Below are 24,719 nucleotides of genomic sequence, written 5' to 3'. Positions count from 1 at the left end.
TCTTGAGTTTTATTGCACCTAAAATACCTATGATAGAATCTAAACCACGGGATGTACAAATTGGGAGTATTGGGACTAACACACAGATTTTAAGAGCTAGAAGTTGGTCACGATTAAGATTTGAAATTGAATATGGACTTTGTCGTGGTACAACTGCCAACTCCTATTTAATCACAGCAGATAAAATTGCCATCATTGATCCACCCGGTGCAAGTTTCATCAACATTTATCTAGCAGCTTTACAAAACCAAATCCATTGGCAAAACTTAGACTATGTAATTTTGGGTCACTTTAGTCCCAATCGCGTACCAACCTTAACAGCATTATTGGAACTAGCACCACAAATTACTTTTGTTTGTTCTCTTCCTAGTGCTAATAATTTACATTCCACTTTCCCAGACGAAGATCTGAAGATTTTGATTATGCGGGGGAAAGAAACTTTAGATTTAGGTCAAGGTCATATTTTAAAATTCCTCCCCAATCCTAGTCCTAGATGGCCAGAAGCACTTTGTACTTATGACCCACAAACCCAAATTCTTTATACCGGTAAATTATTTGCAGCTCATCTTTGTAATGATCAGGTTTTTGATGACAATTTAGATAGTAATTACCAGGAATTGGAAGAAGATCAAAAATACTATTTTAATTGTTTAATGGCGCCCCACATAACCCATGTAGAAGCAGCACTAGAAAAAATTGCCCACTTGCAAGTTCAAATTTATGGAGTAGGTCATGGTCCATTAATTCGTAGTGGGTTAATTAAGTTAACTCAATCCTATTTTCAATGGAGTCACGCTCAAAAAGAGCGGGAAATATCCGTAGCTTTACTTTATGCTTCCGCTTATGGAAATACAGCTACCCTAGCACAAGCAATAGCTCTGGGGATAACTAAAACTGGTATAGCAGTCAAATCTATTAATTGTGAATTTACCTCCCCCGAAGAAATTCATACCACCGTGGAAAAAGCAGACGCTTTAATTATTGGTACCCCTACTATCGGTGGTCATGCACCTACACCCATTCAAACCGCATTAGCTATTGTGTTAGCTACTAGCGATAACAGCAAATTGGTGGGTGTATTCGGTTCCTACGGATGGAGTGGAGAAGCTTTAGATATAGTGGAAACAAAACTGAAACATGCAGGATTTCCCTTTGGATTTGATACTCTAAAAGTCAAATTCAAACCTGACGAACTAACATTAAAAATCTGTGAGGAAATGGGTAGAGACTTTGGTCAAAACCTAAAAAAGACCAAAAAAACTCACCCACCCCGGGAAATTGCCACACCAACAGAACAAGCAGTAGGTAAAATAGTTGGATCCGTATGTGTATTGACTACTAAACAAGCAGAAATTTCCATGGCAATCTTGGTCACCTGGGTTTCTCAAGCTACATTTAAACCACCGGGAATTACAGTGGCGATCGCTAAGGAAAGAGCCATAGAATGTCTAATGTACATTGGCAGTAAATTTGTACTGAATATTTTCAGTGAAGGTATTCACACAGACTATATAAAATCCTTCCGCAGGAATTTTACTCCCATAGAACACCATCTGAGTGGGATTAAAACTATAGTAGGGGAAAATAACTCTCCTATTCTAGCTGATGCAGCTGCTTATTTAGAATGTTCCGTTAATCAGCATTTAGATTGTGGAGATCATTGGGTAATTTATGCCACCGTTGACCACGGTAAACTCATCAATCCTGATGGAGTGACAGCCATAAATAAGACAAAAGCCTCATAAAGATGTTGAGTTATTAAACTTAACTTAAAATGGGCTACGGTAAAACCAATCGTTTTTCAACCGACTTTGGGTGTCGGGTAAGGGAATTCATTCCTACAGGAGCGGTGTGGTACAATTGACTGAGCAAGTATTTTCTCAATAACATGGGTAGCACATTTGGTCATCTTTTCCGAATTACGACATTTGGTGAATCTCACGGTGGAGGTGTGGGAGTTATAATTGATGGTTGTCCTCCTAGACTGGAGATTTCTCCCGCAGAAATTCAATTTGAACTGGATAGAAGAAGACCAGGACAAAGTAAAATCACCACACCCCGCAAAGAAGCAGACAGCTGTGAGATTTTATCCGGGGTGTTTGAGGGTAAGACCCTGGGAACACCAATTGCCATTCTGGTGAGGAATAAAGATACCCGCTCCCAGGATTATGACGAAATGTCTGAAAAATACCGTCCCTCCCACGCGGATGCTACCTACGACGCTAAATATGGATTCAGAAATTGGCAGGGTGGTGGTAGATCTTCTGCACGTGAAACCATCGGTAGGGTAGCAGCAGGGGCGATCGCCAAGAAGATTTTACTTCAGGTAGCAGGTGTGGAAATTATTGCTTACGTTAAACGTATTAAGGATTTGGAGGGAACTGTTGACACTAATACTGTGACTCTAGCAGATGTGGAGAGTAATATTGTCCGCTGTCCTGACGCAGAAATTGCACCCCAGATGATAGAACTAATTGAGAAAACCGGTAGGGATGGTAATTCCATTGGTGGGGTGGTAGAGTGCGTGGTGCGCAACGTTCCTAAAGGTTTAGGAGAACCGGTTTTTGACAAGTTGGAAGCTGATTTAGCCAAAGCTGTTATGTCTCTACCTGCTAGTAAAGGTTTTGAGATTGGTTCTGGCTTTGCAGGAACTTTATTAACGGGTTTTGAACATAATGATGAATTCTATATAGGTCCCCATGGTGATATTAGAACTGTTACTAACCGTTCGGGTGGAATTCAAGGGGGAATTTCTAATGGTGAAAATATTATTTTAAGAGTTGCTTTTAAACCAACTGCGACTATTAGAAAGGAACAAAAAACAGTCACCAAGGAAGGGGAAGAAACCGTCTTAGCGGGAAAGGGAAGACATGATCCTTGTGTTTTACCCCGTGCAGTACCTATGGTGGATGGAATGGTAGCTTTGGTTTTATGTGATCATCTATTGAGACACTATGCACAATGTAAACTCCTCTAAGATTGCTCCAACTTTATTACCGTCTCCCCTGAGACCAGGGGATCTATTACGCGTTATTGCTCCCAGTGGTGGACTCAGAGAAATTACAGCTTTTGAAAAGGGTGTAAAAATTTGGCGAGACCGTGGTTATAATGTTCAAATTAGTGATAACATAGAAAAGCGATATGGCTATCTCGCGGGCACTGATGACCACCGTCGTCACCAGTTGTGCGCAGCATGGCAAGATCCCCAATGTCGTGGAATTATTTGTGCTAGAGGGGGGTTTGGTAGTGCTCGTATTTTGGAAAATTGGCACTGGGAGCAAAATCCACCAGACCCAAAATGGCTAATTGGATTCTCTGATATTACCGTTCTACTGTGGAGTCTATATAAAGGGGGAATTTCTGGTGTACATGCACCTGTACTGACTACTTTATGTGATGAACCACCATGGTCAATTGAAAGGTTATTTGACTGGGTAGAGGGTAGAGCTATTCACCAATTACAGGGTAAAGGTTGGGGAAACGGTCAGGTAACAGGAATATTACTTCCTGGAAACTTGACTGTAGCTACCCATCTTTTAGGAACACCCCTTTTACCACCAATGGATGGTGTAATATTAGCTTTGGAGGATGTTACTGAAGCACCTTATCGAATTGACAGAATGTTGACTCAATGGCGATTAAGTGGTATTCTTAGTCAAGTAAAAGGTATTGCTTTGGGAGGGTTTACTAATTGTCAACCACCCCCTAATATACCAAGCTTGACTATACAGGAAGTTTTATGCGATCGCCTATCTGATTTAGGTATACCTATTGTGTCTGACCTACCTTTTGGTCATGACATTCCTAATGCTGCTTTACCTGTGGGAGTACGAGCAAGATTAGATGCGGTGCAAGGAACATTAGAAATTCTCTGATTTAGGACCATCATCATAACCCGTGACTCCGGAAGTCGGGGGAGCGTCAAAAAACTTCATAAACAACATGTATGTTAAAATGATGATCAAACCACTACTACAGCTGAATAGGTGGCAATTAAGTCGCCAGATTTCCATACTGTTATGCTTATTGAGTTTATGTTCCTTGGCAATATTGAGTGGTTGTCAAAACAACATACCTCAAAAAAACCATATTACCCATCTAACTTTATGGCAAGGAATTAACCCACCAGCGAATCGGGATGTTTTTCAAAAACTAGTGACCAAATTCAATCAAACTCACCCAAATATTCAAGTTGATTCGTTGTTTATTTTGGGATCAGATATGGCATTACCTAAAATATTAACCTCTGTAGTTGGTAACGCCACTCCCGATCTTTTGGTTTATAACCCTGGAATTACCGGACAAATTGTAGAACTAGATGCGGTAACTCCCCTAGACCAATGGTGGAATCAATTTCCACATAAATCTGAGGTATTTCCTAACTTGTTAGAGCAGTTAAAACTAAATGGCAAATTGTGGTCATTACCATTGTGGAATAGCAACGTCGGCATTTTTTATCGTCCGGATTTATTTGAAGCTGCTGGTATCACCCAAACTCCTAAAACTTGGGAAGAATTAATAGCAGTTGCTCAAAAATTAACCCTAGATAAAAATGGAGACGGACACCCAGAACAGTATGGCATATTATTACCTCTAGGTAAAGGGGGATGGACTGTTTTCACTTGGTTTCCCTTTGTATTAAGTGCAGGGGGGGGAATCATGACGGACAACTATCCAAATCTCAACAACCCTGCTGCTATTACCGCAATCAAATTTTGGCAACAACTATTACAAACAGGTGTAGCAACCCTATCTCCACCAGAAAGAGGTTATGAGGAAGATGCTTTTTTCGCTGGTCGGGTGGCTATGCAAATTACTGGACCATGGTCTTATATTACAAAATCTCCCATACCCTTTAATGCGTTTCCTATCCCCATCCATACTACTCCAGCAACGGTAACTGGTACGGGTAATATATTTATGATGAAGACCACTTCAGAAAAACAACAAGCTGCTCTTAAATTCCTGGAGTTTATTGTCAGTCAAGAATTTCAAACCCCCTGGTCTATAGGAACCGGTTTTTTACCCGTCAATATCAAATCTTTAAATAGTCCTGAATATCAAGACTATCTCCAAACCAGACCCTGGTTAAAGGTATTCCTAGACCAAATTCCCCTAGCTGGTTCCCTTCCCACTATAGCTGGTTTTAGTCGGATCTCGGAAAATTTAGGTAGAGCAATTGAACAAACATTATTGGGCAAGTCCTCAGCTGAAGTTGCCTTAAAACAAGCTCAGGAACGTTTGGATGTAATTTGGGGAGACATGTCCTCCCCCTAAATTGCCAACCAAAATGGAAACTACACCGGAACATGAAGGTTTTTGGCAGTCTCAAAGAAAAAAGCCACATTCTCTTCTGGTGTTTCTGGTAACACTCCGTGTCCCAAATTAAGTATGTGTCCCCAATTGCCAGCTTTGCGAACTGTGTCTAAAATTCTCTCCCGGATAAACTGCTTTGACCCAAATAATACCCCTGGATCTAAATTTCCCTGCACCTTAACGTTATTACCCAATCTTCTACGTGCATCTGCCATATCCACAGTCCAGTCAATGGTGAGAATATCCGCACCAGAGGTAGCCATTCTTTCCAACAGTCCCGCACTACCCGTAACTAACAAAATCAGGGGTGTTTGTGGATGGGTTCTTTTCACTAACTCAAACACCTTTTTTTGGTAAGGTAAGGCAAAGATATCATAATCTTGGGGACTTAATTGCCCTGCCCAAGAATCGAACATTTGTACTACTTGGGCACCACAATCTATTTGGTAGCGGATATATACGGCTATAGATTCTGCCAACTTGTCTAATAACTGATGGAGAATATTAGAATCTGAGAAAGCCATATTCTTAATTATAGAATAGGTTTTAGAGCCTTTTCCTTCCACTGCGTAAGCTGCTAAAGTCCAGGGTGCGCCAACAAAGCCCAGTACGGTTGATGCACTACCTACTTCCTGACGCAACGCTCCCAAAATCTGACGAATAAAAGGTAAAGCGGTTTCTGGATCTAGTGGGTGTAACTCATCAACTTGTTGTTGAGTGCGAATGGGCGAAAAAATAATTGGCCCTTTTCCTTCCGCAATATCCATGTCAATACCCATTCCAGGTAGGGGAGTGACAATATCGGAAAATAAAATTACTCCATCGGGTTGGAAAGCTCTCCAGGGTTGGAGGGAGACTTCAATGGCCACCTCAGGAATTTCTGAGCGTTCCCGAAAAGAAGGATATTTCTCCCGCAGATCTCTATAAGCTTTCATGTAACGTCCCGCTTGACGCATCATCCACACGGGGGGACGATCTACCTTTTCACCGCGTGCAGCTCGGAGCAGGAGAGGAACCGTTGAGGAAACACCCATTTAACACTTCATCCTAAGTCACTTTTATATTTCATGTTTAGCTTATCATCCCCAGCTTACGGTTCCCTCTTATATCTTTATAAAACTCAACATTCTTCAACCTTTGCTGACTCCGCTGGTTTTGAGAACATCTGTCATGGTGGGACAATAGTTGGGTAGGTCGAAAATTCCTGGGTTAATGGGATTGTTATAGGTAAAATGTCTATACCTCATGCAGAATCTGTCCCAGGAGGCCATTTGAATTTTAAAGACTTTAATGATTAAATCTGCTAAAGCTAGAGAAAGGGGAATGCGAAAGTAAATCTTTTTGTTTAGGTATTCACACACCTCTTCTATAGCTTGATTTACTGTTAGTGGTGCTTGACCTAAAACCAGTCTTCTGGGGTCTCCTTTTTGTAGTGGGTGATCAATCAAATGCTCTACCACCTTGGCAATGTCTTTACCATGGATAAAGTGAAAACTACCATCGGTTTTTAAAAACCGAATTATATTCAGATATTTTGTCACTTCATGAATACCCGAGGTCAGGTGAGAGTAGGGTTTGTTTTTATCTCCTCCCAATACTAGGGTGGGGAATACTGTGGTAATTTTGGGGAAAATCTCTAAATCCTCAATTTTACGTAAACACTTGTATTTGGAGCTAATATAGTCGGTGCCAATTTCTCCAGCTTCTTTTAAGGGTTGATTTTCACGATTTAAAACACTAGCAGTAGAAAAATAAATTACCTGTTCACACCTGTCAGGATTTAATAGATTCATTAGTTGTATGGTTTTATTGACATTAATATCAAAGATATTATTTCCTCCCCAGGAAGTAGCTGTTAAAACCGCTGTGTCAATAGTTTTGAGTAAATTCCCCAAATTACTAATTTCCCCCATGTCGCCCTGTAATATGGTCACACCAGGACGCATATCAGTATTAACTTGCAGTTTGTTAGGATTTCTCACCAGTAAATAAAGTTGATGATTGGTGTTTTCTATTAGTGTTTCACTAATGTAGTGACCAATACAACCGCTGGCACCCGTGATTAAAATTCGTTTTTGATTCATTGAAAATTTTCTCCCCTACTTCCTCCGCTCTTCTAGCTTGCGATAGACCGATCTTAAATCTACTTGGTGATGGGCCAAAGCCACAAGAGTATGATAAAACAAGTCCGCCACTTCACCCGCGATCGCATCTGGGTCATCATCTTTAAAAGCCATGACTACCTCCGCACTTTCTTCACCTATCTTCTTTAAAATTTTATTATCCCCCCCTGCTAATAACTTACAGGTGTAAGAACCTTCCGCAGGATAATCCCGGCGATCGCATATCACATGAAAAAGGTGAGATAGGGAATCTGGGGGAGGGGGAATAATTTTGGTGTCATCCAACTGATGAAAACAACTACGTTCCCCGGTGTGACAAGCGATATCACCAATCTGTTCCACACTAAATAGTAGAGCATCACTATCACAATCATAGCGAGCAGTTTTCACCTTTTGAATATGACCGGAAGTAGCTCCCTTGTGCCAAAATTCCTGACGGGAACGACTCCAAAACCAGGTTTCTCCTGTAGTTAAAGTTCGTTGTAATGATTCCTGATTCATCCAAGCCATCATTAACACAGTACCATCAAGATAGTCTTGGATGATTGCTGGTACAAGACCATATTGGTCGTAGCGGATTTTTTCCACTGGGATAGAGTATTCTAAAGATAGAGATTGGGAGGATAGCATAGTGTGCGACGGACTTTATTTAAGAATCATCTCAATAATCAAACCATATCAAAATATGGGATAAAACAATAGGATAAGTTTATCCTATTCTTTCATAGAAACTGAAATTAATCACCACTTATAGGAGATCACCTTGGTAGACACTACTATTAGAACCACAAAATCCCAAGAAATCTTTGCAGCAGCTCAAAATTTAATGCCAGGAGGAGTTAGCTCACCCGTACGCGCCTTTAAATCAGTTGGTGGGCAACCAATAGTATTTGATAGGGTTAAAGGTGCTCATATTTGGGATGTGGATGGTAACAAATACATTGACTATGTAGGCACCTGGGGTCCAGCCATTTGTGGACACGCCAATCCAGAAGTAATTAGTGCCCTACATCAAGCTCTAGAAAAAGGTACAAGTTTTGGCGCGCCCTGTGTGCTAGAAAATATCCTAGCAGAAATGGTAATTGATGCTGTGCCCAGTATTGAAATGGTAAGATTCGTTAATTCTGGCACAGAAGCTTGCATGGCAGCGCTGAGACTAATGCGAGCTTACACCAATAGGGAAAAAATCATCAAATTTGAAGGATGTTACCATGGACATGCGGACATGTTTTTAGTCAAAGCAGGTTCAGGAGTAGCCACCCTGGGGTTACCAGATTCACCGGGAGTGCCAAAATCTGCCACAAAAGGTACATTAACAGCCCCTTTTAATGATTTAGAAGCGGTCAAAGCACTATTTGAACAAAACCCAGGAGAAATAGCTGGGGTAATTTTAGAACCAGTAGTAGGGAATGCTGGGTTTATTGCTCCCGACGCAGGGTTTTTAGAAGGGTTAAGAGAAATTACCCAAGAAAACGGAGCATTACTAGTATTTGACGAAGTAATGACCGGGTTCCGAATTGCTTATGGTGGTGCCCAGGCAAAATTTGGCATTACCCCTGATTTAACCACCCTAGGGAAAGTGATAGGTGGGGGATTACCCGTAGGAGCTTACGGAGGTCGTCGAGAAATCATGTCCATGATTGCTCCAGCAGGTCCAGTCTATCAAGCGGGAACCCTATCTGGAAATCCCTTAGCTATGACTGCTGGAATTAAAACATTAGAACTATTACAGAAACCGGGAACTTACGATTATTTAGAGAGAATCACCCAGAAATTAGTCAATGGAATGCTAACAATTGCCAAGGAAGCGGGACACAGTGTGTGTGGTGGCAGTATCAGCGCCATGTTTGGTCTATTTTTTACATCAGGTCCCGTGCATAATTATGAGGATGCCAAAAAATCAGACACAGTCAAATTTGGTAGGTTTTATCGGGCCATGTTGGAACGTGGTATTTATCTAGCTCCTTCCCAATTTGAAGCTGGTTTTACTTCTTTAGCTCATACAGAAGAAGATATAGACCAAACCCTAGCAGTGGTGAAGGAGGTACTCAGGGGAGTTAATTCCCCAACCTAGGTGGAGAGTAGCTAAACTTTGAACATTTTTAAAGATAGTGGAAATTTGGTACTGCTGTTTGGTATTTGTGGAAATGTGATTAAATCAGGAGGGTCAAATATGACTTCTAAAACAAAAGAAACCAAACCCAGTTATGTTTTCCGCGCCAGTTGGGCCATACTGCTACTGGCTATCAACTTTTTAGTAGCAGCTTATTATTTCCATATTATTGAGTAGGTAGGTGGAGAGGGACCGAATCTCCCAGTTTCTAGCCCCTCCCCTACACTGTTCCTTTAAACAGTCCTTTGGGACGAATGAGTAAAACTAAAATCATAATTAACAAGGCAACTCCTTGCTTATACTGAGATCCTAACCAAGGAGTGCTGACTTCCTGGGCAATGCCAATAATAAAGGCAGCAAATATGGCACCATAAGGGTTGCCAATTCCCCCTAAAATTACTGAGGCGAATAGGGGTAAAATTAAAAACCAGCCCATGTTAGGACGAACAGCAGTAATTAAACCATACATACTACCGCCTAGGGAGGTAAAGCTACCCGCAATAATCCAGGTCCAAAGAATTACTCGTTCTACATTAATCCCGGAAACCCTGGCTAAATCTAGATCATCTGCTACTGCTCGCATGGCTTTACCAATTTTGGTGTTCTGTAATATATAGTGCAGGAACAAAATCGCCAATATGGCTAGGACTAAAACTAGTAATTGATTTTGTGGCACTTTCAAACCGCTTATATCCAAGGCCTGAATTACCGGAAGATTGTAATTTTGGTTTTTACCCCCCCAAAGAAAAATAATCCCGTTACGGACAAATAGGGCCAGTCCAATGGAGATGATAATCAGGGTCGTAGATGTGGCACGTAATGCTCTCATTCTTGACCACAGTATCTTCTCTGTTATTAACATCGCTATCACGGTTAATATGGCTGCAACAACCATTGATAACCAAATGTTCATTCCCCACCCGTTTATCACCCAGGTAAAATATGCCCCTAAGGTTAAAAAGTCTCCATGGGCAAAATTCGATAGTCTTAAAATTCCATAAGTGAGTGTTAGTCCTACTGCTGCCAAGGCAATAATACTACCTACCGCAATCCCATTAATAATTAATTGAGCTAGTTGTGCATCCATTAATAAATACTACTATAAAGTCACTTTACTTAGATTCTAACATCAATATCACCCTATGAATATCATAAGTTATATCTCATACGAAGCTAGTGAGGAAGATTAACTTCTGTGTTAACATACACAGTGTGGAGATCACTATATGAAAATATAACCCTTATTTATCTCCCGCTGTTTTCCGCTAAGGTTAGTATCTTTGGTCACTTTTTATGTACAAATACTCAAACTTACCAAAAGGAAATCCTCGGATAGATAAAACCCCCAAACTCTTACGCACCATCCAACAACAAGGATATGATTTGTGGTTGGAAAAACATTTGAATCGGTTACAACTTAGTCTAAATTTTTGCTTATTCACAGCAGTTAATACACCTTTAAGCACGGGTGAACCTAATACCCAGGAGGCAAAAATCGCTGAGTCCCAGATTTTGCAAACTCTGCTTAATGAGGTTTATGCTGCTTTGAATTTTAATGGGTTGGGTCTTGAAGGTATTACATTATATATAGCTGAGTGTGAACCTCAAGAAAATATGGCTAGAATTGTCTTGATGTGTAATTCACCAACTTCACCTCCATCCCTGTCACAAACAACCTCCAGATGGAATTTGGAATCCCATATTGGTCTCCCCGATCTCCTGGAAATGGAAAAGCACAACCCTCCCCTAGCTTGGCGTTTTCCTGATGATTCTACTAATGTGACTAAATGGCTAATTGCTCTTCATCCCCTATCTGATTTATCTGGTCTTGCTAAACCTCAATTTTCTCCCTTGCACTGGCGATCGCAGTTTATTCAAAAAGCCATTAAATATTCCTGGACTTATTTAATACAAACTCAAAAAATTCAGACTTTAAAATATTCTTATCAGTCCCTATTACAGTTTAATTACAACCTAGAACGTAAGAATAAACTTAAAAATCAATTTTTGGCCAACACTAGTCACGAAATCAGAACCCCCTTGACTTCGATTATTGGATTTACTGAGTTATTATTAGCTCAAGGTTACCAAGCGGAAAGAGAACGCCATCAAGAATATTTACAGATTATTCAATCCAGCGGTAAGCATTTATTGAGTTTAATCAATGACATTTTAGATCTTTCCAAAATAGAAGCCAATCAGCTAGAAGTGCAATGGGAAGTAGCCGATATACCATCATTGTGTAAAAGTGTTTTGGCCCTAGTGAAGGAAAAAGCAGGAGATAAGGGTTTAAAATTACAATTGGAAATCAATGAGGATGTGAACACTCTGTTGGTGGATCCTCTACGACTGAAGCAAATGCTATTAAATCTATTGTTTAATGCCATAAAGTTTACTAATGTAGGGAGTGTAGGTTTACGAGTTGTTCTTAAAGATTCATGGTTGAGATTTACAGTATGGGATACGGGAGTTGGCATTTCTGGGGAAGACCTGTCTCTACTGTTTCGTCCCTATACCCAACTAGTAAATACCATAAATACCCAACAAAATCATGGCACCGGTTTAGGATTGATTGTGACCAAACAACTTGCGGAAATTCATGGAGGTAGTATTGAGGTGCGATCGCAATTAAATCAAGGTTCTGAATTTACTATTATTCTACCTCTCAAATCTGAGAGAACTACCCAAATACTAGAAATTCAACCAGAACAAGACCCAGAACTAATTGACAAAACTCTTGACCACCTAATTAATACTCCAACCAATATTCAAAAAATCAATCACTGCACAATATTACTAGTAGAAAATGATCTAAATAATAGTGAACTCATAAAGACTTATCTAAATAGATTAGGCTATCAAGTTATACACGTAAAAACTGCCACAGAAATGTGGGTAAATTTACCACAAGTGCAACCGACAATCATCTTAATGGATTTGAAACTGCCAGATGGTAACGGACTGAACTTAGTATCAGAAATCAGAAAAGACCCCAGATATCAGAACATTCCTATCATTGCTCAAACAGCAATGGCCATGAAGGGAGACAGAGAAATATGTCTAGCTTCCGGTTTCACCCACTATATTCCTAAACCCATAAATTTGACAAATCTCGGTGCTATACTGGAAAAGTGCCAGAACTCCTAGCAATCAACCATCCTACTTGTCCATAGCTTTCTGGATCAAGCCATATATGTATAAAATATTAAAAATATGACACTCACAGAAAAATTAGAAAAATTAAAGACCTTATTTGCCGAAATGGGACATGCTTTAATAGCCTATTCCGGAGGAGTTGATAGCACACTAGTAGCCAAGGTTGCTCATGAAGTATTAGGCGATCGCGCGGTAGCGGTAACTGCAGTATCCCCATCTTTACTACCGGAAGAGTTAACAGAAGCTACTGCACAAGCAGCAACCATTGGGATAACCCATAAAATTGTCCATACTCAAGAGATGGCCAATCCCAACTACACGTCCAATCCAGTTAACCGGTGCTACTTTTGTAAAAGTGAATTACATGACACGCTCAAACCCCTAGCATTAGAATGGGGATACAGTTATGTGATTGATGGGGTAAACGCTGACGATCTCAAAGACTACAGACCGGGAATTCAAGCTGCAAAAGAAAGGGGAGCAAGATCACCCCTAGCAGAAATAGGAATTACTAAAATGGAAGTGCGTCAACTTTCCCAACAATTAGCACTACCCTGGTGGAACAAACCCGCCCAACCCTGTCTAAGTTCCCGATTCCCCTACGGAGAAGAAATCACCATAGAAAAATTACAACGTGTGGGGAGAGCAGAAATATATTTAAAAACTTTGGGTTGGGAAGACCTGCGAGTCAGATCGGAAGGGGAAACCGCCAGAATTGAACTCCCACCGGAAAAAATCAAGGATTTCGTCCTCAAAACAGACTTACCTACCCTAGTAACCACTCTGGAAAATCTAGGGTTTATTTACGTCACCTTAGATTTAGAGGGTTATCAGAGTGGTAAGCTGAATCGAGTCTTGACAAAACAGGGTCCCGTCCTTCCCAAAAAATAATCCTGATAGAGAAAAAGGAAAGCAGAAAAATAACAATAAGTGACATACTCCACACACTCCCTTACAGGTGAGTGTGGGCTTCTCAACGACTCTTCTATGAAGACATTGATTGAGCTTTGAGGGCGTGTGTCCCACGCGCCTTTATATTTATAGCCGCATTTAGATCCCGGCACAAGCTAAAACTATTGGGAGGAATTCGCCCAAATTAGCACCTGTTTTTGGTCAGGACTGTAGCTATTCCACCTAAAAATTTTGAGGTTATTTCTTACTTAAAATGGTTCCCAAAGAAATCTAGCTACTGATGAAACTAAACCCAGGAAAGTCAAAATTTCATCACTTTGATTCCAGATTTCCTTGGGATTTGCTTTGAGGTTGCTGGAGATACGACTTTAACTTGATATTAGCCTGATGACAGTCTTAATTCTTGGTCTTCACCCAGGAATCAAGACTAGTCCGAGTTAAATTTCGCCGTCCACTTGCATTTTGTGCACTTGATCAGCTAACTCTTGACGACCTTGGTCATCTAGCTTATCAATTGCCAACATACCCATGAGGATAACCTCTTTTAACGTCAGACGGGTAGAATGTGCCTGTTTTTGCACAGTCTCTTTGATCACTGGACTTACGCCAATTGCGGTACTTGCTCTAGCCACGGAATTCACAATAAACATTAACGACTTCGGATAAAATCTTAGCACTTTAAATGCAATTATTGTCTACATAATAAAACTTAACAATTTTTTTTTTAATTTTCTTTATCTTCTTCCCTCCACCTATCCCCCTTTTCTCTATCTTCCCCTCCTTACTCCTCCTTCTCCATTTTTTGATGCCAACCCTGACTAGACCTGGTTTAGAAGGAGAAGTCCTACCTGTAACAGACCCACCCCTAACCCTAAAATACCTCCTAGATTCACAATTGCCTGTAACTCGTTCTTGACAATCCCCTCAATAGCTGCTTCTAAGTCAGCAGGTGAGGTGGCCTTCACTTTTTCTACAATAACTTTATCCAGGGATAAAATTGGAATTGCTTGCGCTACAATGGTTTCTAGGTCTTTTTCTAAATACTTGTCTAAGATTAGGGCTAACTCTTGAGCCACAGACTCTAGGGAACTGTTAACAATGGCTGAATCGCGCAGACGATTTAGTAGAAGCATGGAAATTTTTTCCCATTCCGCTGATTCTGTTACTTCCTGTATCAGGTTACTGCCAGTGTCTCGCAGATAATATCTTATGCTCTCTTTTACACTCTTTCTTAATTCACGAACTGTGCCAATGGGCAAATTTTGCAGGGATAAATCCTGTAATAGCTTTTTCAGGCGATCGCCCAATTGTAGGTCTTGAACTAACTCTTGCAGTCGTTGATTAGTCAATTCCTTCTCATCCAAACAAAAACTTCTGAGTCGGGTAAGAGTATTTCGTAAACCGAAAAGATTAGCTACCACCCAGTAAGTACCACTAGTTTTTTCTCTAAAGCTATCATCAATAGTTTGAATAGTTTTATCTGTGAGAAAATTAATTATTGCTTGTCTTAACACATCCGGTGGAAAAGCAACCTTCAGTAACCAGTCAGCTAACCAAATAGCCTGTTCTTCGTTTAGTCTAAACTCTAATATTAGACGGTCAAAAACTTGATTAATTTGTACTTCTAGAAAATCTTCTTTACGAGCTAACACTCTTAACAGACGGGGAAGAGAATCCCCCAATAAATCGCGCAAAATTCCCGCCAAGATCTGAGCAGTTTTCTGATTTTTTTCCTGTTTAATTTGGGCTAGTGCCAATTGCAACAACCATAGGATAGCAGCTTTGACCCGGTCAGTTGCCAAAAGTCGTCCAGCCAATTTATGTAATTCGTCTGGAGTTAGGAGGGAACCCATGATAGCATGGGCAATATTGTTTCCCAATCGCTCTTGATTACTGGGAATCAAACCAGGAGTAAAAGGTAACTTACGTCCCAGAACATAGACGGGTCTGTAGGGACGGAAAAGCATTTTAATGGCTATATCATTAGTGAAATAGCCAATTACACCACCCAGGACGGGAGGTGATATATAAAGCCAAAGATGTGACCAATCCACAGGATTTTGGAATCAGTTCGATTAGGGAACGACAATTACTAATACCCCCATCATAGCATTAGAAATTGGATAATGAACAGCATTGACAAACCCAACTTGACGTGCTAGGGCAACCTGTTCTTTACCCCTGGGAAAACGCTGCAAACTGGGACTGATGTAAGCATATTCTTCCCTTACACCCAAATTAGTGGCTAGGGGAACAACCAGATAATCTAAATACCATTGTTGAAAGGTCCTCCAGATGTGGTCATCAGGACGATGAAAATCCAAAATTGCCGCCCTACCCCCAGGTTTTAGCACTCGATAGATTTCCTGTAAACTGCGGGTGATATCTGTCACATTTCTTAAACCATAACCCATGGTCACAACGTCAAATTGATCATCTGCAAAGGGAAGACTCAGCACATCTGCTTCTGTCCAGGTGATAGAATATGGGTTCTGGGATAATTTCTGGCGGTTTTTAGCAGCATTAAGTAAATTATTAGAGAAATCCACACCATATACTCTACCAGCAATTCCTGCACGTCGAGCCAAACGAAAGGTTAAATCCCCACTACCACAGCATAAATCTAAACAAGTATCTCCTGGTTTCACACCACTCCATTTCACAGTCATTTCCTTCCAGATGCGGTGTTGTCCCAGGCTTAGCCGATCATTAAGTTGATCGTACACAGGAGCAATACGGTCAAAAATATCACGAATTCCTTGCTTCATTGGTGGCGGAAAAAAATTGGGAGATTTAAAATTTAAAACAAAACAAACTACTTTTGGTAATGAAATCGAATCCAGTCTCAATATAACATGAATTGTCTTGGTAGCGATCGCTCGTTTAAAAGAATGGGAATTTATCTGCGATCGCACCTTGTCAAAAATTGGGAGCTGTGTTAATGTAGGTGTTAAAAAATTTAATATATAATTAATATATAAAATTTAATATATAAAATACAACCAGTAAAGCTTAATAATCTTTCAGGTAATTTAAAGATGTCTACATCGAATAGAAACACATCAGTTTACGACCAAGACTTTTATCTTTGGATTCAGGAAACCATACAAGCTTTGCAATTAAGTAAGTTAGACCCCAAAGAAATTCCCCATCTCATTGAAGAACTGGAAGACATGGGCAATAGTCAAAAAGATGCTTTAGAAAGCAATTTAATCCGGGTGCTTCAGCACTTACTCAAGTGGAAATATCAAAAGCATAAACGTACTGATAGCTGGCGGGCATCAATTACTGAACATAGTCTGCGTTTAAATAGAGCTTTTAAGAAAAGTCCTAGCTTGCGACCATATTTTGCCCAGGTTTTTGACGAGTGTTACAGCGATGCTCGACTCATCGCTTCCCGGGAAACTGGTTTAGAACTGGAGGTATTTCCCCAAGAATGTCCCTTTGATCCCAAAGACGTGCTCAATCCAGAATATTTGCCATAGTTAATTTAATATAACTGATAGAGATTAAGAACTATTATGGACATCAACTATATCATTGAACTAATGAGACTATTTCAGCAAAGTGGACTTTATCACTTTGATGTCACAGCAGTTGACAATACCAATCCGTCTTATCTCAATCACAATGCCATTGATCGATATTTCCACAGTTATGATGTCCACTATATGGAAATGGAACAGGAAGAGAAAATAACACTGTTAAAAAACACTGATATCATTGCGGAAAACGAGCAAGTGACAGTTGGTGGTCTTTTGGTCTTTGGCATTAATCCCCAGCGGATTTTCCATAATGCTTCTATCTCATTTGCCCACTTTCTAGGAGATACAATCTCAGAAGAGTTAATAGACAAAAAAAATATTGAAGGATCACTGCCAGATCAGGTACAAGCAGCATTACAAATAATCAAAAACAATATTCTGACCCCATCATCTATTTTGGGAACCAGGAGAGATGAAAGGATAAAATATCCTGACAAAGTGTTTCGGGAATTGATTGTCAATGCTTGTGTGCATCGTAATTATTCTATAACCGGTTCCAGGATCCGAATTTTTATGTTTGATAACCGGATAGAGTTTATGAGCCCGGGGAAATTACCAAACACGGTCACTATTGATAAACTGAGGTTTGGAGTGTCTTACTCTATAAATCCGGTTATTGTTAAATTTATGGAAAACCTCAGATATATAGATAAATTGGGCAGAGGTTTACCTATGGTTTATCAAGAAGCGAAAAAACTTGGCAAGGATGTACTCTTTGAAGAAATTGGGGAAGAATTTAAGGTCACTCTGTTAACATAGGATAAGATAACGACAAAATCTGGTTCCACAAACAAAATATCATGACTACACTTAATCTGGTCAAATTGCCAATCACTACCATTGAAATTGCACCGGGTAGTCACTTGTTGATTCACGATGTTACTTGGGAGCAATATGAAGCTTTATATAAAGAGTGGGGGGATGAACGCCAAGTGCCCCGAATGAACTATTGCAATGGAACCCTAGAAATTATGTCTCCCCTTCCTGCTCATGAACGTCCTCACCGCATTATTTCTGATATTGTCAAAACCCTATTAGATGCTGAAAACAGACCTTGGGAAGATTTTGGCTCTACCACCTTTAAAAAGCCAGAACAAGCAGGTCTGGAACCAGATACCTGTTTTTATATAGAGAATGCGGATCGGGTTCGCTCCTTGATGCGAATGAATATGGAAACGGATCCGCCACCAGACTTAGCAATTGAGAGTGACCTTACCTCTCAAACCACATTAGATACCTACTTGACCCTACAGGTTCCTGAGATCTGGATTTATGAAAATGATCGCCTAACAATTTACCTGCTAGAAAAAAACAACTATCAAAAGAGTACCACCAGTCGAGTCTTTCCATCCCTGAGTATTACAGATCTCATTCCAGAGTTAGTACAACAAGCGATTAAACGGGGAACAAGCAGTATGTTACGCAACCTGCGCCATCAATTGTCCACTTGACTTATTAAATAGATTGTAATAAAATAGGGAGCAGTTCTTTTTTATACTTATTTTAATTATTTTAAAATTTTAAAAAAGTTGATTAGGATAAACTAGGTGAAAACAACAAGAGTAACTTATGACCCAATCTTCCAACAGAGAAAACCACCAGGGAAATATTCAGAACACAGATAATACAGCTGAAGAATTACTAGTAAAACTGAGACAGAAAAAAGGTAATTGGGTAGAGTGGGGAAATGCGATCGCCCATTTACAAAAAAATGGCTATAATCCCCAGGATATTTTTGAAGCTACAGGATTTGAACCGATTCAGCAAAATCAGGTGGTTGTTGGTGCACAGGTTTACAGCTCCCTAGAAAAATTCGGCGCATCAGAAGCTACCAAAACCTACTACGGAACAAGAGCCAGTGACATTCTTTACGAACTGAGACTATTAACCCAGGGAGATAGAGCGACAGCTGCGGATTTAATTTTTGCCCATAAACTGGATGTGGATGAAGCAAGAGAAATTGCTAAAGCTATTAAAGACTTCTCCCGATTTTCCACTCCCCCGGAAGGATTCAGTACCCATCCTGGAGACGCTATTGCTTACCAATGCTGGAAACTGGCCAGACAAAACTCAGACCTGCAAGAGAGATCCCGTTTAATTGCCAAAGGATTGCGTTTTGTGCAATCGAGTACAGCCAGAAAACAGATTGAACAATTACTAACAGACTTTACCATTGTTCCCCAGCGCAATGCGCCCTTGCTTCCCTATTTTCGACTAGAGTCCGATGAAGAACTGCCCAGATTAGTTCCCGTGGTAGGAGAATTACCCCTAACCCCAGAGGATGTCAAGTCAGTACCCCTAATTATAGAAGAGGCCCCTTTTAACATAGTTAAATTTGCTGGTGAGCAAGCTTGGGTAGCATTACCGGGATGGCAAGTGTTGCGTTCTGCGGAAGATCCAATAGTGATAATTGGGGAGAGCAACATTTTTCCCCAGAGCAAATCTGGCAAAACCGAACAAATTCTAATTGTGATAGATAGAGATGAAAGAGATTGGGATGACGGGAGTTATTTTGCCTTTGACAATGATGGAGAAGTGGATTTTCAGTGGTTTGAAACTCAACCAGAGCAGACAATATTAGGACGCATAATTGTCATTTTACGTCCTAAAAAAGTTTTAGACGAAGATTTTACCAAAGATAGTTGGCAAATTGATGAGTGATGAGATATGGAAAAGTTGACCCTGTCCAAGATTTCTAAATCTGATTTAAAAAGATTTGTGCAATTAGACGAAAAGGGAATTGGGAGTTATGAATGGTTAGACCTTGAGAGTATAACCATAACTCAAGATGAACAGCAACAGGTGGGCTATATACAATCTCATTTATTAAATTATTCTATTCATTTAATGAATGAAGCCACCATTTGGGCTAGGGGAATTTACCCCTTTTTACTGTTAGCAGAAAGGGGTAAAATTCAAGCATTAGCGGAAGTATTGTTGCAGGCAAAATATCCCCAATTTGAATTAGAAGGAATTGCTGATGGTTTACTAGCTAGGAGCGTGGTTGATAGTGTAGAAGTTCCATACCTGGTGGTGGTGGAAGCGAAAAAGGGTTTAGATAATCAAAATCCTCTATCCCAATTATATGGCCAACTGCTAACAGCTGGAAGATTGAATTGGCAAGAGGATAGACAAGATCCCCAAGAAGTATATGGGTGTTATACGATTGCTGATGTTTGGACTTTTGTCCATGCTAAAATTGAAGGTATGGAATCTGAAAAGTTAAGAATGGAACTGGAGTTTTCTAGGGAATATAGTTCCAAAAATGAGGGAGAAATCATCCTAAAAATCCTCAAAAAGATTGTTACCAACCATCTCAATCTCCACTAAAGAATTGGGGTGATGTGAGCAATAAACAAATCACAATAAAATTAAGTGGGTGGGTGGAATTAAATAATTGTGCCTCCCTACTTAACCCGCGATTAAGATTCAGAATCATCAGAGCAAATCCATGCAACTTGAGAATTTAAATAGTGAAAAATGGGACTCTCAAGATAGAGAACATAGACTAGAGGTCAAAATCCAACAGATTCGGCAAAAATTGCGTCCTGGACAGGTGCAAATGGCTGATTGGTTGGGGGGACCATTAGCTGTTTCCGCTGTCCCTGGTGCGGGTAAATCTACGGGAATGGCTAGTGCAGCAGCTATTGCCATAGCGCGTCAGTATTACTCCCACTCCCGTTCCCAATTAGTCCTAGTGACTTTTACCAAGTCAGCTGCTATGAACCTGAAATTAAAGATTTGTGAAAAATTGCGGGAACTATCTCTACCACAAAAGGGGTTTGTGGTTTATACATTACATGGTTTGGCTTTAAATATTGCCACTCGTTATCCCCAACTGTCTGGTTTGGAGTTAGACCAGGTGAAGTTAATTACTCCTAATCGGAGTCATCGTTTAATTAGTATAGCTGTAGAGCAGTGGATTAGCAAGCATCCCACCATGTATTATCGTTTATTAGAAGGACACCAATTTGATGGGGAAGAAACGGAGAAACTGCGTCGTCAATCGGTTTTAAGAACGGAGATTTTGCCAGATTTAGCTTATACCACAATTCATGAGGCTAAAAGTTCTGGGATTGTACCGGAAACTCTCTATCAATGGAGTGAGAAAACTCAAAACTCCTATCAAATTTTGCGGATTGCAGCGGGACTATATGAGGAGTATGAAAAGTTAATGAAGTCCCAAGGTTTGATTGATTATGATGATATGATTTTGGCAGCTTTAGAAGTTTTCAAAAATCCCAGTGCGTTACGAATTGAAAAAAATAAGATTTTTGCAGTTTTTGAAGACGAAGCACAAGACTCTAGTCAGCTACAAACTCAACTATTAGAAATATTGGCAGAAAGAAAAGATAGCAACGGAGGAAAAACAACCTTGAATTTGGTCAGGGTTGGTGATTCTAATCAAGCTATTAATTCCACTTTTACGCCTGCAGATCCCATTTATTTTCGGGAATTTTGTGAACAATGTGCTGGGGAACAAAGACTGGCAACTATGAACCAAGCTGGACGCAGTAGTAGAATTATTATTGATGCGGCTAACTTTGTTCTGGAATGGGTAAATCACCAATGGTCCAAAAGGAATCTACAAAATCATTCACCAAAAAAACCACCATTCCTAAATCAGAAAATTCAAGTCGTCAATATTGGTGATCCGCAAACCGATGCCAATCCTGCACCTGTAGGAAAAGGATTGGAACTACATACACCTGATGACATTCATCACACTGTTGAACTGATAGGTCAAAAGATTGTAGAACTATTCAAAACTAATGTAGGTACTGCTGCTATATTAGTGAGAGAAAATCGCCAAGGTAAATGGTTAGCAGAAAATATAGAACCAATATGTAACCAGCATCATATCGAACTATATGAGGTAGCAGAAACAGAAAGACGTTCCCAAGTACCAAAAGAAATCTTAGCTTTATTGCAGTTTTGCGATCGCCCCCATTCCCAGGATTTTTTAAAAACTGCATTAACCGTGCTGATGCAAAGACAATTAATAGCTGCTCAAGACGTTAATAGCTTGGCAATTTTACCCGAGGAATTTTTATATCCTACACCGTTCACTAAGGTGCAAACACAAGTAGTTAAGGAAGCTGCTCAACAATGTAGGAACTTATTGCAAGGAGCATGGGAAATACCAGTATATCAGATAATTTACTTTTTGGCCTCAAGTCTAAACTATGATCAAGGGGAGTTAGCTACAGCAGATAAATTAGCAGAAAAAGTTAATCTCCAAATTACCGGGGATAGATCGAGAAGTTCCCTAATTCATGCATTAGTGGAAATAGTCAATTCGGAAAAATTTGAAGCGGTGGATACAGAAAACCATGAAGATAAATATATAAAAAAAGGTCAGTTAACAATTATCACCATGCACAAAGCCAAAGGTCTAGACTGGGACTATGTGTTCCTACCCTTTTTGCATGAAAATCTAATTCCTGGCAAATTGTGGGTAAAACCCCAAAGTCAATTCTTAGGTGATTTTAGCCTAGCAGAAGTTGCTCGCGCCCAAATTCGCACTGCACTCCATCAAGGGACAGAAACCATGAATAATTTCCAGCAAAATGTCAATCACAACTCAAACAAAAGTCTTTTTGAGCTTAAACAAGCATGGGAAGAAGCTAAAGATTTAAAACTAGCAGAGGAATACAGATTACTATATGTAGCCATGACCAGAGCAAAAAAACTCCTCTGGATGTCCGCTGCGAAAAGAGCACCCTTCACATGGACAAAACCACATAGTTTGCAAGACCTTTTGCCATCTCCAGTATTTACAGCTCTCAATGCGATCGCCTAATTGCCTAATTCCCCTCAAACTCCATCTCCTCTTGAATATAGTCTATTTCCTCAATTTTTGCTGGTCGCACCACAGCAGTTTTGGGAATTTCAACTATTGGGTTATTGAGGGCGACCATTAAAGGAGAGATTGGTGCTTGTGTTTGGACACTATCTATCTTCTGTTGTGCTAGTTGTAACCTGGAAGTATTTCCTGGCAAAATTCCTGATAGGGAACCAATAACACAAGCTGCAATAGCAGCACCACCCCACATCCAATTTATCCGACGACGGAAAATTATGCGTTTCCAAACAAGATCAAATAACTCCGAAGACGCAGCGTAACAGCTTGGCACAGGCATGGATCGGACACCATGCCTCAACCTTAGCAGTTTCATGTACAAACGCTTACCGGATTCATCCGTTGCCAACCACTGCTCTATCCGCTGACGTTCAGTAGCTGTAACCTCACCATCCAAGTATGCGCTTAACAGTTCAAACTGATCCCCTTCATGATATTCCTGATAATTAAACCTATCCATATTCGCTTTAACCACGGGTAAACTAGAGGAATTTTCCTGTGAATCCACTTAACCATCCAGATAACTTTGTAGTTGGCTTTGCAGTCGGGAACGAGCTCTAGCTATTCTAGATTTGACCGTTCCTAGGGAAGCACCAGTAATTTGAGCAATTTCTTCGTATGCTAAACCTTCGATTTCTCTGAGGACTATAGTAGTACGAAAAATCTCTGGTAAATCAGCAATAGCTTCCCGCAGTTGCTCATAAAATTCCCTAGTTCTGAGTTGTTCTTCCGGACTTGGTGTATCGCTAGCAATTTCCCAATCCATTTCCCCATCCCCTGCTAAACGAGGAGCATCTAGGGACAAAGAACTACCAGACCTTTTGCGCTTACGTAGCTCATCATAAAACAAATTAGTGGCAATTCGACTTAACCAACCGCGAAATTTAGCAGGTTCTTGTAATCGGTGAATGTTCCGATAGACTCGAATCCACACCTCCTGAGCCAAATCAGCTCTGTCAGACCAGTCGGGAGCCAAGTGATATAGTACCCTATCCACCTGGGCCTGATAGCGGCGCAGCAATTCAGCAAAAGCTGCTTTGTCCGGGCGCAGTCCAGATTGACAGCGCAAAATAAGATCCTGATTTGAGAGTTTATCAACTTGCACCGATGCTTGTGAATAATTGGCATCAACAGTTGACCAGGATACAGCAATAGACTGACTCATAGATCCCACTGGCATAAAATAATCTCTATCTATTAGACTGAGTCTAATTTTTTATGTTCCCAACCTTCAAAACAATTGCACTTCTCTATTTGTCAGGGAGACAGGGAATTCATTCCCTGTCTCAAAGCGCAAGTCGGTTGGAAACCGACTGGTTTTGTCGTGGATAATCGTAGGTTGGGTTGAGGCACGAAACCCAACAAACCAACAGGATATATATAAATGCGATGGGGAAGGACTCCCTACGGGATCTCGCACCCTGATAAAACAGGGCGTAACCCTGCCCACGAGTTAAATGTATACAAGGGGACTGCTTCCCCTCTTGGAATCAGTGAAAAACAAAAGAAAATTTGCTGACCTTCCCAAAGTGGGTCTGGACACCAGTCAGGGTAAGAGCTTAAAATAGAGGGGTGCACTTCCCTCAAAGGAAGTAGAATTAATGGAAACCTCTGGAATCCCTAGATTGCCCTCGATCATGGGATACCGATAGTATCATTGCGACAACCTTGTTCATCCATATGTTCTTGAG

Annotated in this window: 23 protein-coding genes; 14 read left to right on the top strand and 9 right to left on the bottom strand. The window is 40.4% G+C overall.

Annotated elements, in window-relative coordinates; translation table 11 throughout:
- Positions 1-29: 29 nt before the first annotated feature.
- The 4 genes from C6N34_RS01390 (at position 30) to C6N34_RS01375 (ending at position 5,277) form a co-directional block, all read left to right on the top strand.
- Complete coding sequence (locus tag C6N34_RS01390) at positions 30-1,745, top strand: diflavin flavoprotein (RefSeq protein ID WP_115538911.1); 1,716 nt, start codon at positions 30-32, stop codon at positions 1,743-1,745.
- 143 nt (positions 1,746-1,888) lie between these two features.
- On the top strand, positions 1,889-2,977 hold the full coding sequence (aroC, locus tag C6N34_RS01385; RefSeq protein WP_057177740.1) for a chorismate synthase: 1,089 nt from the start codon (positions 1,889-1,891) through the stop codon (positions 2,975-2,977).
- Complete coding sequence (locus C6N34_RS01380; protein ID WP_057177741.1) at positions 2,955-3,875, top strand: S66 peptidase family protein; 921 nt, start codon at positions 2,955-2,957, stop codon at positions 3,873-3,875. Before aroC ends, C6N34_RS01380 begins: the two co-directional genes overlap by 23 nt.
- An 82-nt stretch (positions 3,876-3,957) precedes the next feature.
- Complete coding sequence (locus tag C6N34_RS01375) at positions 3,958-5,277, top strand: ABC transporter substrate-binding protein (RefSeq protein ID WP_115538912.1); 1,320 nt, start codon at positions 3,958-3,960, stop codon at positions 5,275-5,277.
- Between the two features lie 20 nt (positions 5,278-5,297).
- Here the strand turns inward: C6N34_RS01375 and hemE are convergent, their stop codons facing one another.
- The 3 genes from hemE to hisIE form a co-directional block, all read right to left on the bottom strand.
- Complete coding sequence (gene hemE, locus C6N34_RS01370; protein WP_057177745.1) at positions 5,298-6,350, bottom strand: uroporphyrinogen decarboxylase; 1,053 nt, start codon at positions 6,348-6,350, stop codon at positions 5,298-5,300.
- Positions 6,351-6,446: 96 nt separating this feature from the next.
- Positions 6,447-7,400 carry an NAD-dependent epimerase/dehydratase family protein gene (locus C6N34_RS01365; protein WP_115538859.1) on the bottom strand — a complete coding sequence of 318 codons (954 nt, stop codon included), beginning with the start codon at positions 7,398-7,400 and terminating at the stop codon, positions 6,447-6,449.
- A 15-nt stretch (positions 7,401-7,415) separates the two neighbouring features.
- Complete coding sequence (hisIE, locus tag C6N34_RS01360; RefSeq protein WP_115538860.1) at positions 7,416-8,069, bottom strand: bifunctional phosphoribosyl-AMP cyclohydrolase/phosphoribosyl-ATP diphosphatase HisIE; 654 nt, start codon at positions 8,067-8,069, stop codon at positions 7,416-7,418.
- Between the two features lie 133 nt (positions 8,070-8,202).
- Between hisIE and hemL the strand changes: the two genes are divergently transcribed.
- Positions 8,203-9,513 (top strand): glutamate-1-semialdehyde 2,1-aminomutase, encoded by a 1,311-nt coding sequence (hemL, locus tag C6N34_RS01355; protein WP_115538861.1) that lies wholly within the window; start codon positions 8,203-8,205, stop codon positions 9,511-9,513.
- A gap of 99 nt (positions 9,514-9,612) precedes the next feature.
- Positions 9,613-9,729: a photosystem I protein PsaX gene (psaX, locus tag C6N34_RS01350; RefSeq protein WP_040007874.1), complete on the top strand. Its 117-nt coding sequence runs from the start codon at positions 9,613-9,615 to the stop codon at positions 9,727-9,729.
- A gap of 43 nt (positions 9,730-9,772) precedes the next feature.
- Here psaX and C6N34_RS01345 read toward each other — a convergent pair whose 3' ends face one another.
- Complete coding sequence (locus C6N34_RS01345; RefSeq protein WP_057177748.1) at positions 9,773-10,639, bottom strand: branched-chain amino acid ABC transporter permease; 867 nt, start codon at positions 10,637-10,639, stop codon at positions 9,773-9,775.
- A gap of 206 nt (positions 10,640-10,845) precedes the next feature.
- Between C6N34_RS01345 and hrmK the strand changes: the two genes are divergently transcribed.
- Together hrmK and larE are read left to right on the top strand one after the other, a co-directional pair.
- On the top strand, positions 10,846-12,699 hold the full coding sequence (gene hrmK / locus C6N34_RS01340) for a hybrid histidine kinase/response regulator HrmK (protein ID WP_057177749.1): 1,854 nt from the start codon (positions 10,846-10,848) through the stop codon (positions 12,697-12,699).
- 66 nt (positions 12,700-12,765) lie between these two features.
- The gene (larE, locus tag C6N34_RS01335) at positions 12,766-13,599 is read left to right on the top strand and encodes an ATP-dependent sacrificial sulfur transferase LarE (protein ID WP_057177750.1); all 834 of its coding nucleotides are present in this window, start codon (positions 12,766-12,768) and stop codon (positions 13,597-13,599) included.
- A 458-nt stretch (positions 13,600-14,057) separates the two neighbouring features.
- Here larE and C6N34_RS01330 read toward each other — a convergent pair whose 3' ends face one another.
- The 3 genes from C6N34_RS01330 to ubiE all read right to left on the bottom strand — a co-directional run bounded on the left by C6N34_RS01330 (position 14,058) and on the right by ubiE (position 16,388).
- Positions 14,058-14,270 (bottom strand): hypothetical protein, encoded by a 213-nt coding sequence (locus C6N34_RS01330; RefSeq protein WP_006275651.1) that lies wholly within the window; start codon positions 14,268-14,270, stop codon positions 14,058-14,060.
- A 168-nt stretch (positions 14,271-14,438) separates the two neighbouring features.
- On the bottom strand, positions 14,439-15,674 hold the full coding sequence (locus tag C6N34_RS01325; protein ID WP_115538862.1) for a DUF445 domain-containing protein: 1,236 nt from the start codon (positions 15,672-15,674) through the stop codon (positions 14,439-14,441).
- Between the two features lie 21 nt (positions 15,675-15,695).
- Positions 15,696-16,388, bottom strand: a complete 693-nt coding sequence (gene ubiE, locus C6N34_RS01320) for a bifunctional demethylmenaquinone methyltransferase/2-methoxy-6-polyprenyl-1,4-benzoquinol methylase UbiE (protein WP_115538863.1) — start codon at positions 16,386-16,388, stop codon at positions 15,696-15,698.
- A 270-nt stretch (positions 16,389-16,658) separates the two neighbouring features.
- Here ubiE and C6N34_RS01315 point away from each other — a divergent pair, with 270 nt between their 5' ends.
- The 6 genes from C6N34_RS01315 (at position 16,659) to C6N34_RS01290 (ending at position 22,968) form a co-directional block, all read left to right on the top strand.
- Positions 16,659-17,105, top strand: a complete 447-nt coding sequence (locus tag C6N34_RS01315; protein WP_115538864.1) for a DUF29 domain-containing protein — start codon at positions 16,659-16,661, stop codon at positions 17,103-17,105.
- Between the two features lie 36 nt (positions 17,106-17,141).
- Complete coding sequence (locus C6N34_RS01310; protein ID WP_082604663.1) at positions 17,142-17,924, top strand: ATP-binding protein; 783 nt, start codon at positions 17,142-17,144, stop codon at positions 17,922-17,924.
- A 41-nt stretch (positions 17,925-17,965) separates the two neighbouring features.
- Positions 17,966-18,616: a Uma2 family endonuclease gene (locus C6N34_RS01305; RefSeq protein ID WP_115538865.1), complete on the top strand. Its 651-nt coding sequence runs from the start codon at positions 17,966-17,968 to the stop codon at positions 18,614-18,616.
- Positions 18,617-18,734: 118 nt separating this feature from the next.
- Positions 18,735-19,826, top strand: a complete 1,092-nt coding sequence (locus C6N34_RS01300) for a RuBisCO accumulation factor 1 (RefSeq protein WP_115538866.1) — start codon at positions 18,735-18,737, stop codon at positions 19,824-19,826.
- Positions 19,827-19,832: 6 nt separating this feature from the next.
- Entirely contained in the window at positions 19,833-20,495 is a 663-nt protein-coding gene (locus C6N34_RS01295; protein WP_057177756.1) for a hypothetical protein, read from the top strand.
- 121 nt (positions 20,496-20,616) lie between these two features.
- A complete protein-coding gene (locus C6N34_RS01290; protein ID WP_115538867.1) occupies positions 20,617-22,968 on the top strand; it encodes an ATP-dependent helicase in 2,352 nt (783 codons plus the stop codon).
- Between the two features lie 4 nt (positions 22,969-22,972).
- On the opposite strand, the gene C6N34_RS01285 is transcribed toward C6N34_RS01290, so the two are convergent.
- Both C6N34_RS01285 and C6N34_RS01280 read right to left on the bottom strand, forming a co-directional pair.
- Positions 22,973-23,536: an anti-sigma factor family protein gene (locus C6N34_RS01285; protein ID WP_006275644.1), complete on the bottom strand. Its 564-nt coding sequence runs from the start codon at positions 23,534-23,536 to the stop codon at positions 22,973-22,975.
- Positions 23,537-24,193 (bottom strand): sigma-70 family RNA polymerase sigma factor, encoded by a 657-nt coding sequence (locus C6N34_RS01280; RefSeq protein WP_040007870.1) that lies wholly within the window; start codon positions 24,191-24,193, stop codon positions 23,537-23,539.
- Positions 24,194-24,719: the final 526 nt, after the last annotated feature.

Origin of the sequence: Cylindrospermopsis raciborskii Cr2010, from assembly GCF_003367075.2 — a bacterium.
GTDB lineage: Bacteria > Cyanobacteriota > Cyanobacteriia > Cyanobacteriales > Nostocaceae > Raphidiopsis > Raphidiopsis raciborskii.
The sequence above is the reverse complement of the archived record's forward strand: the minus strand, read 5'-3'. Positions and strand labels throughout refer to the sequence as shown.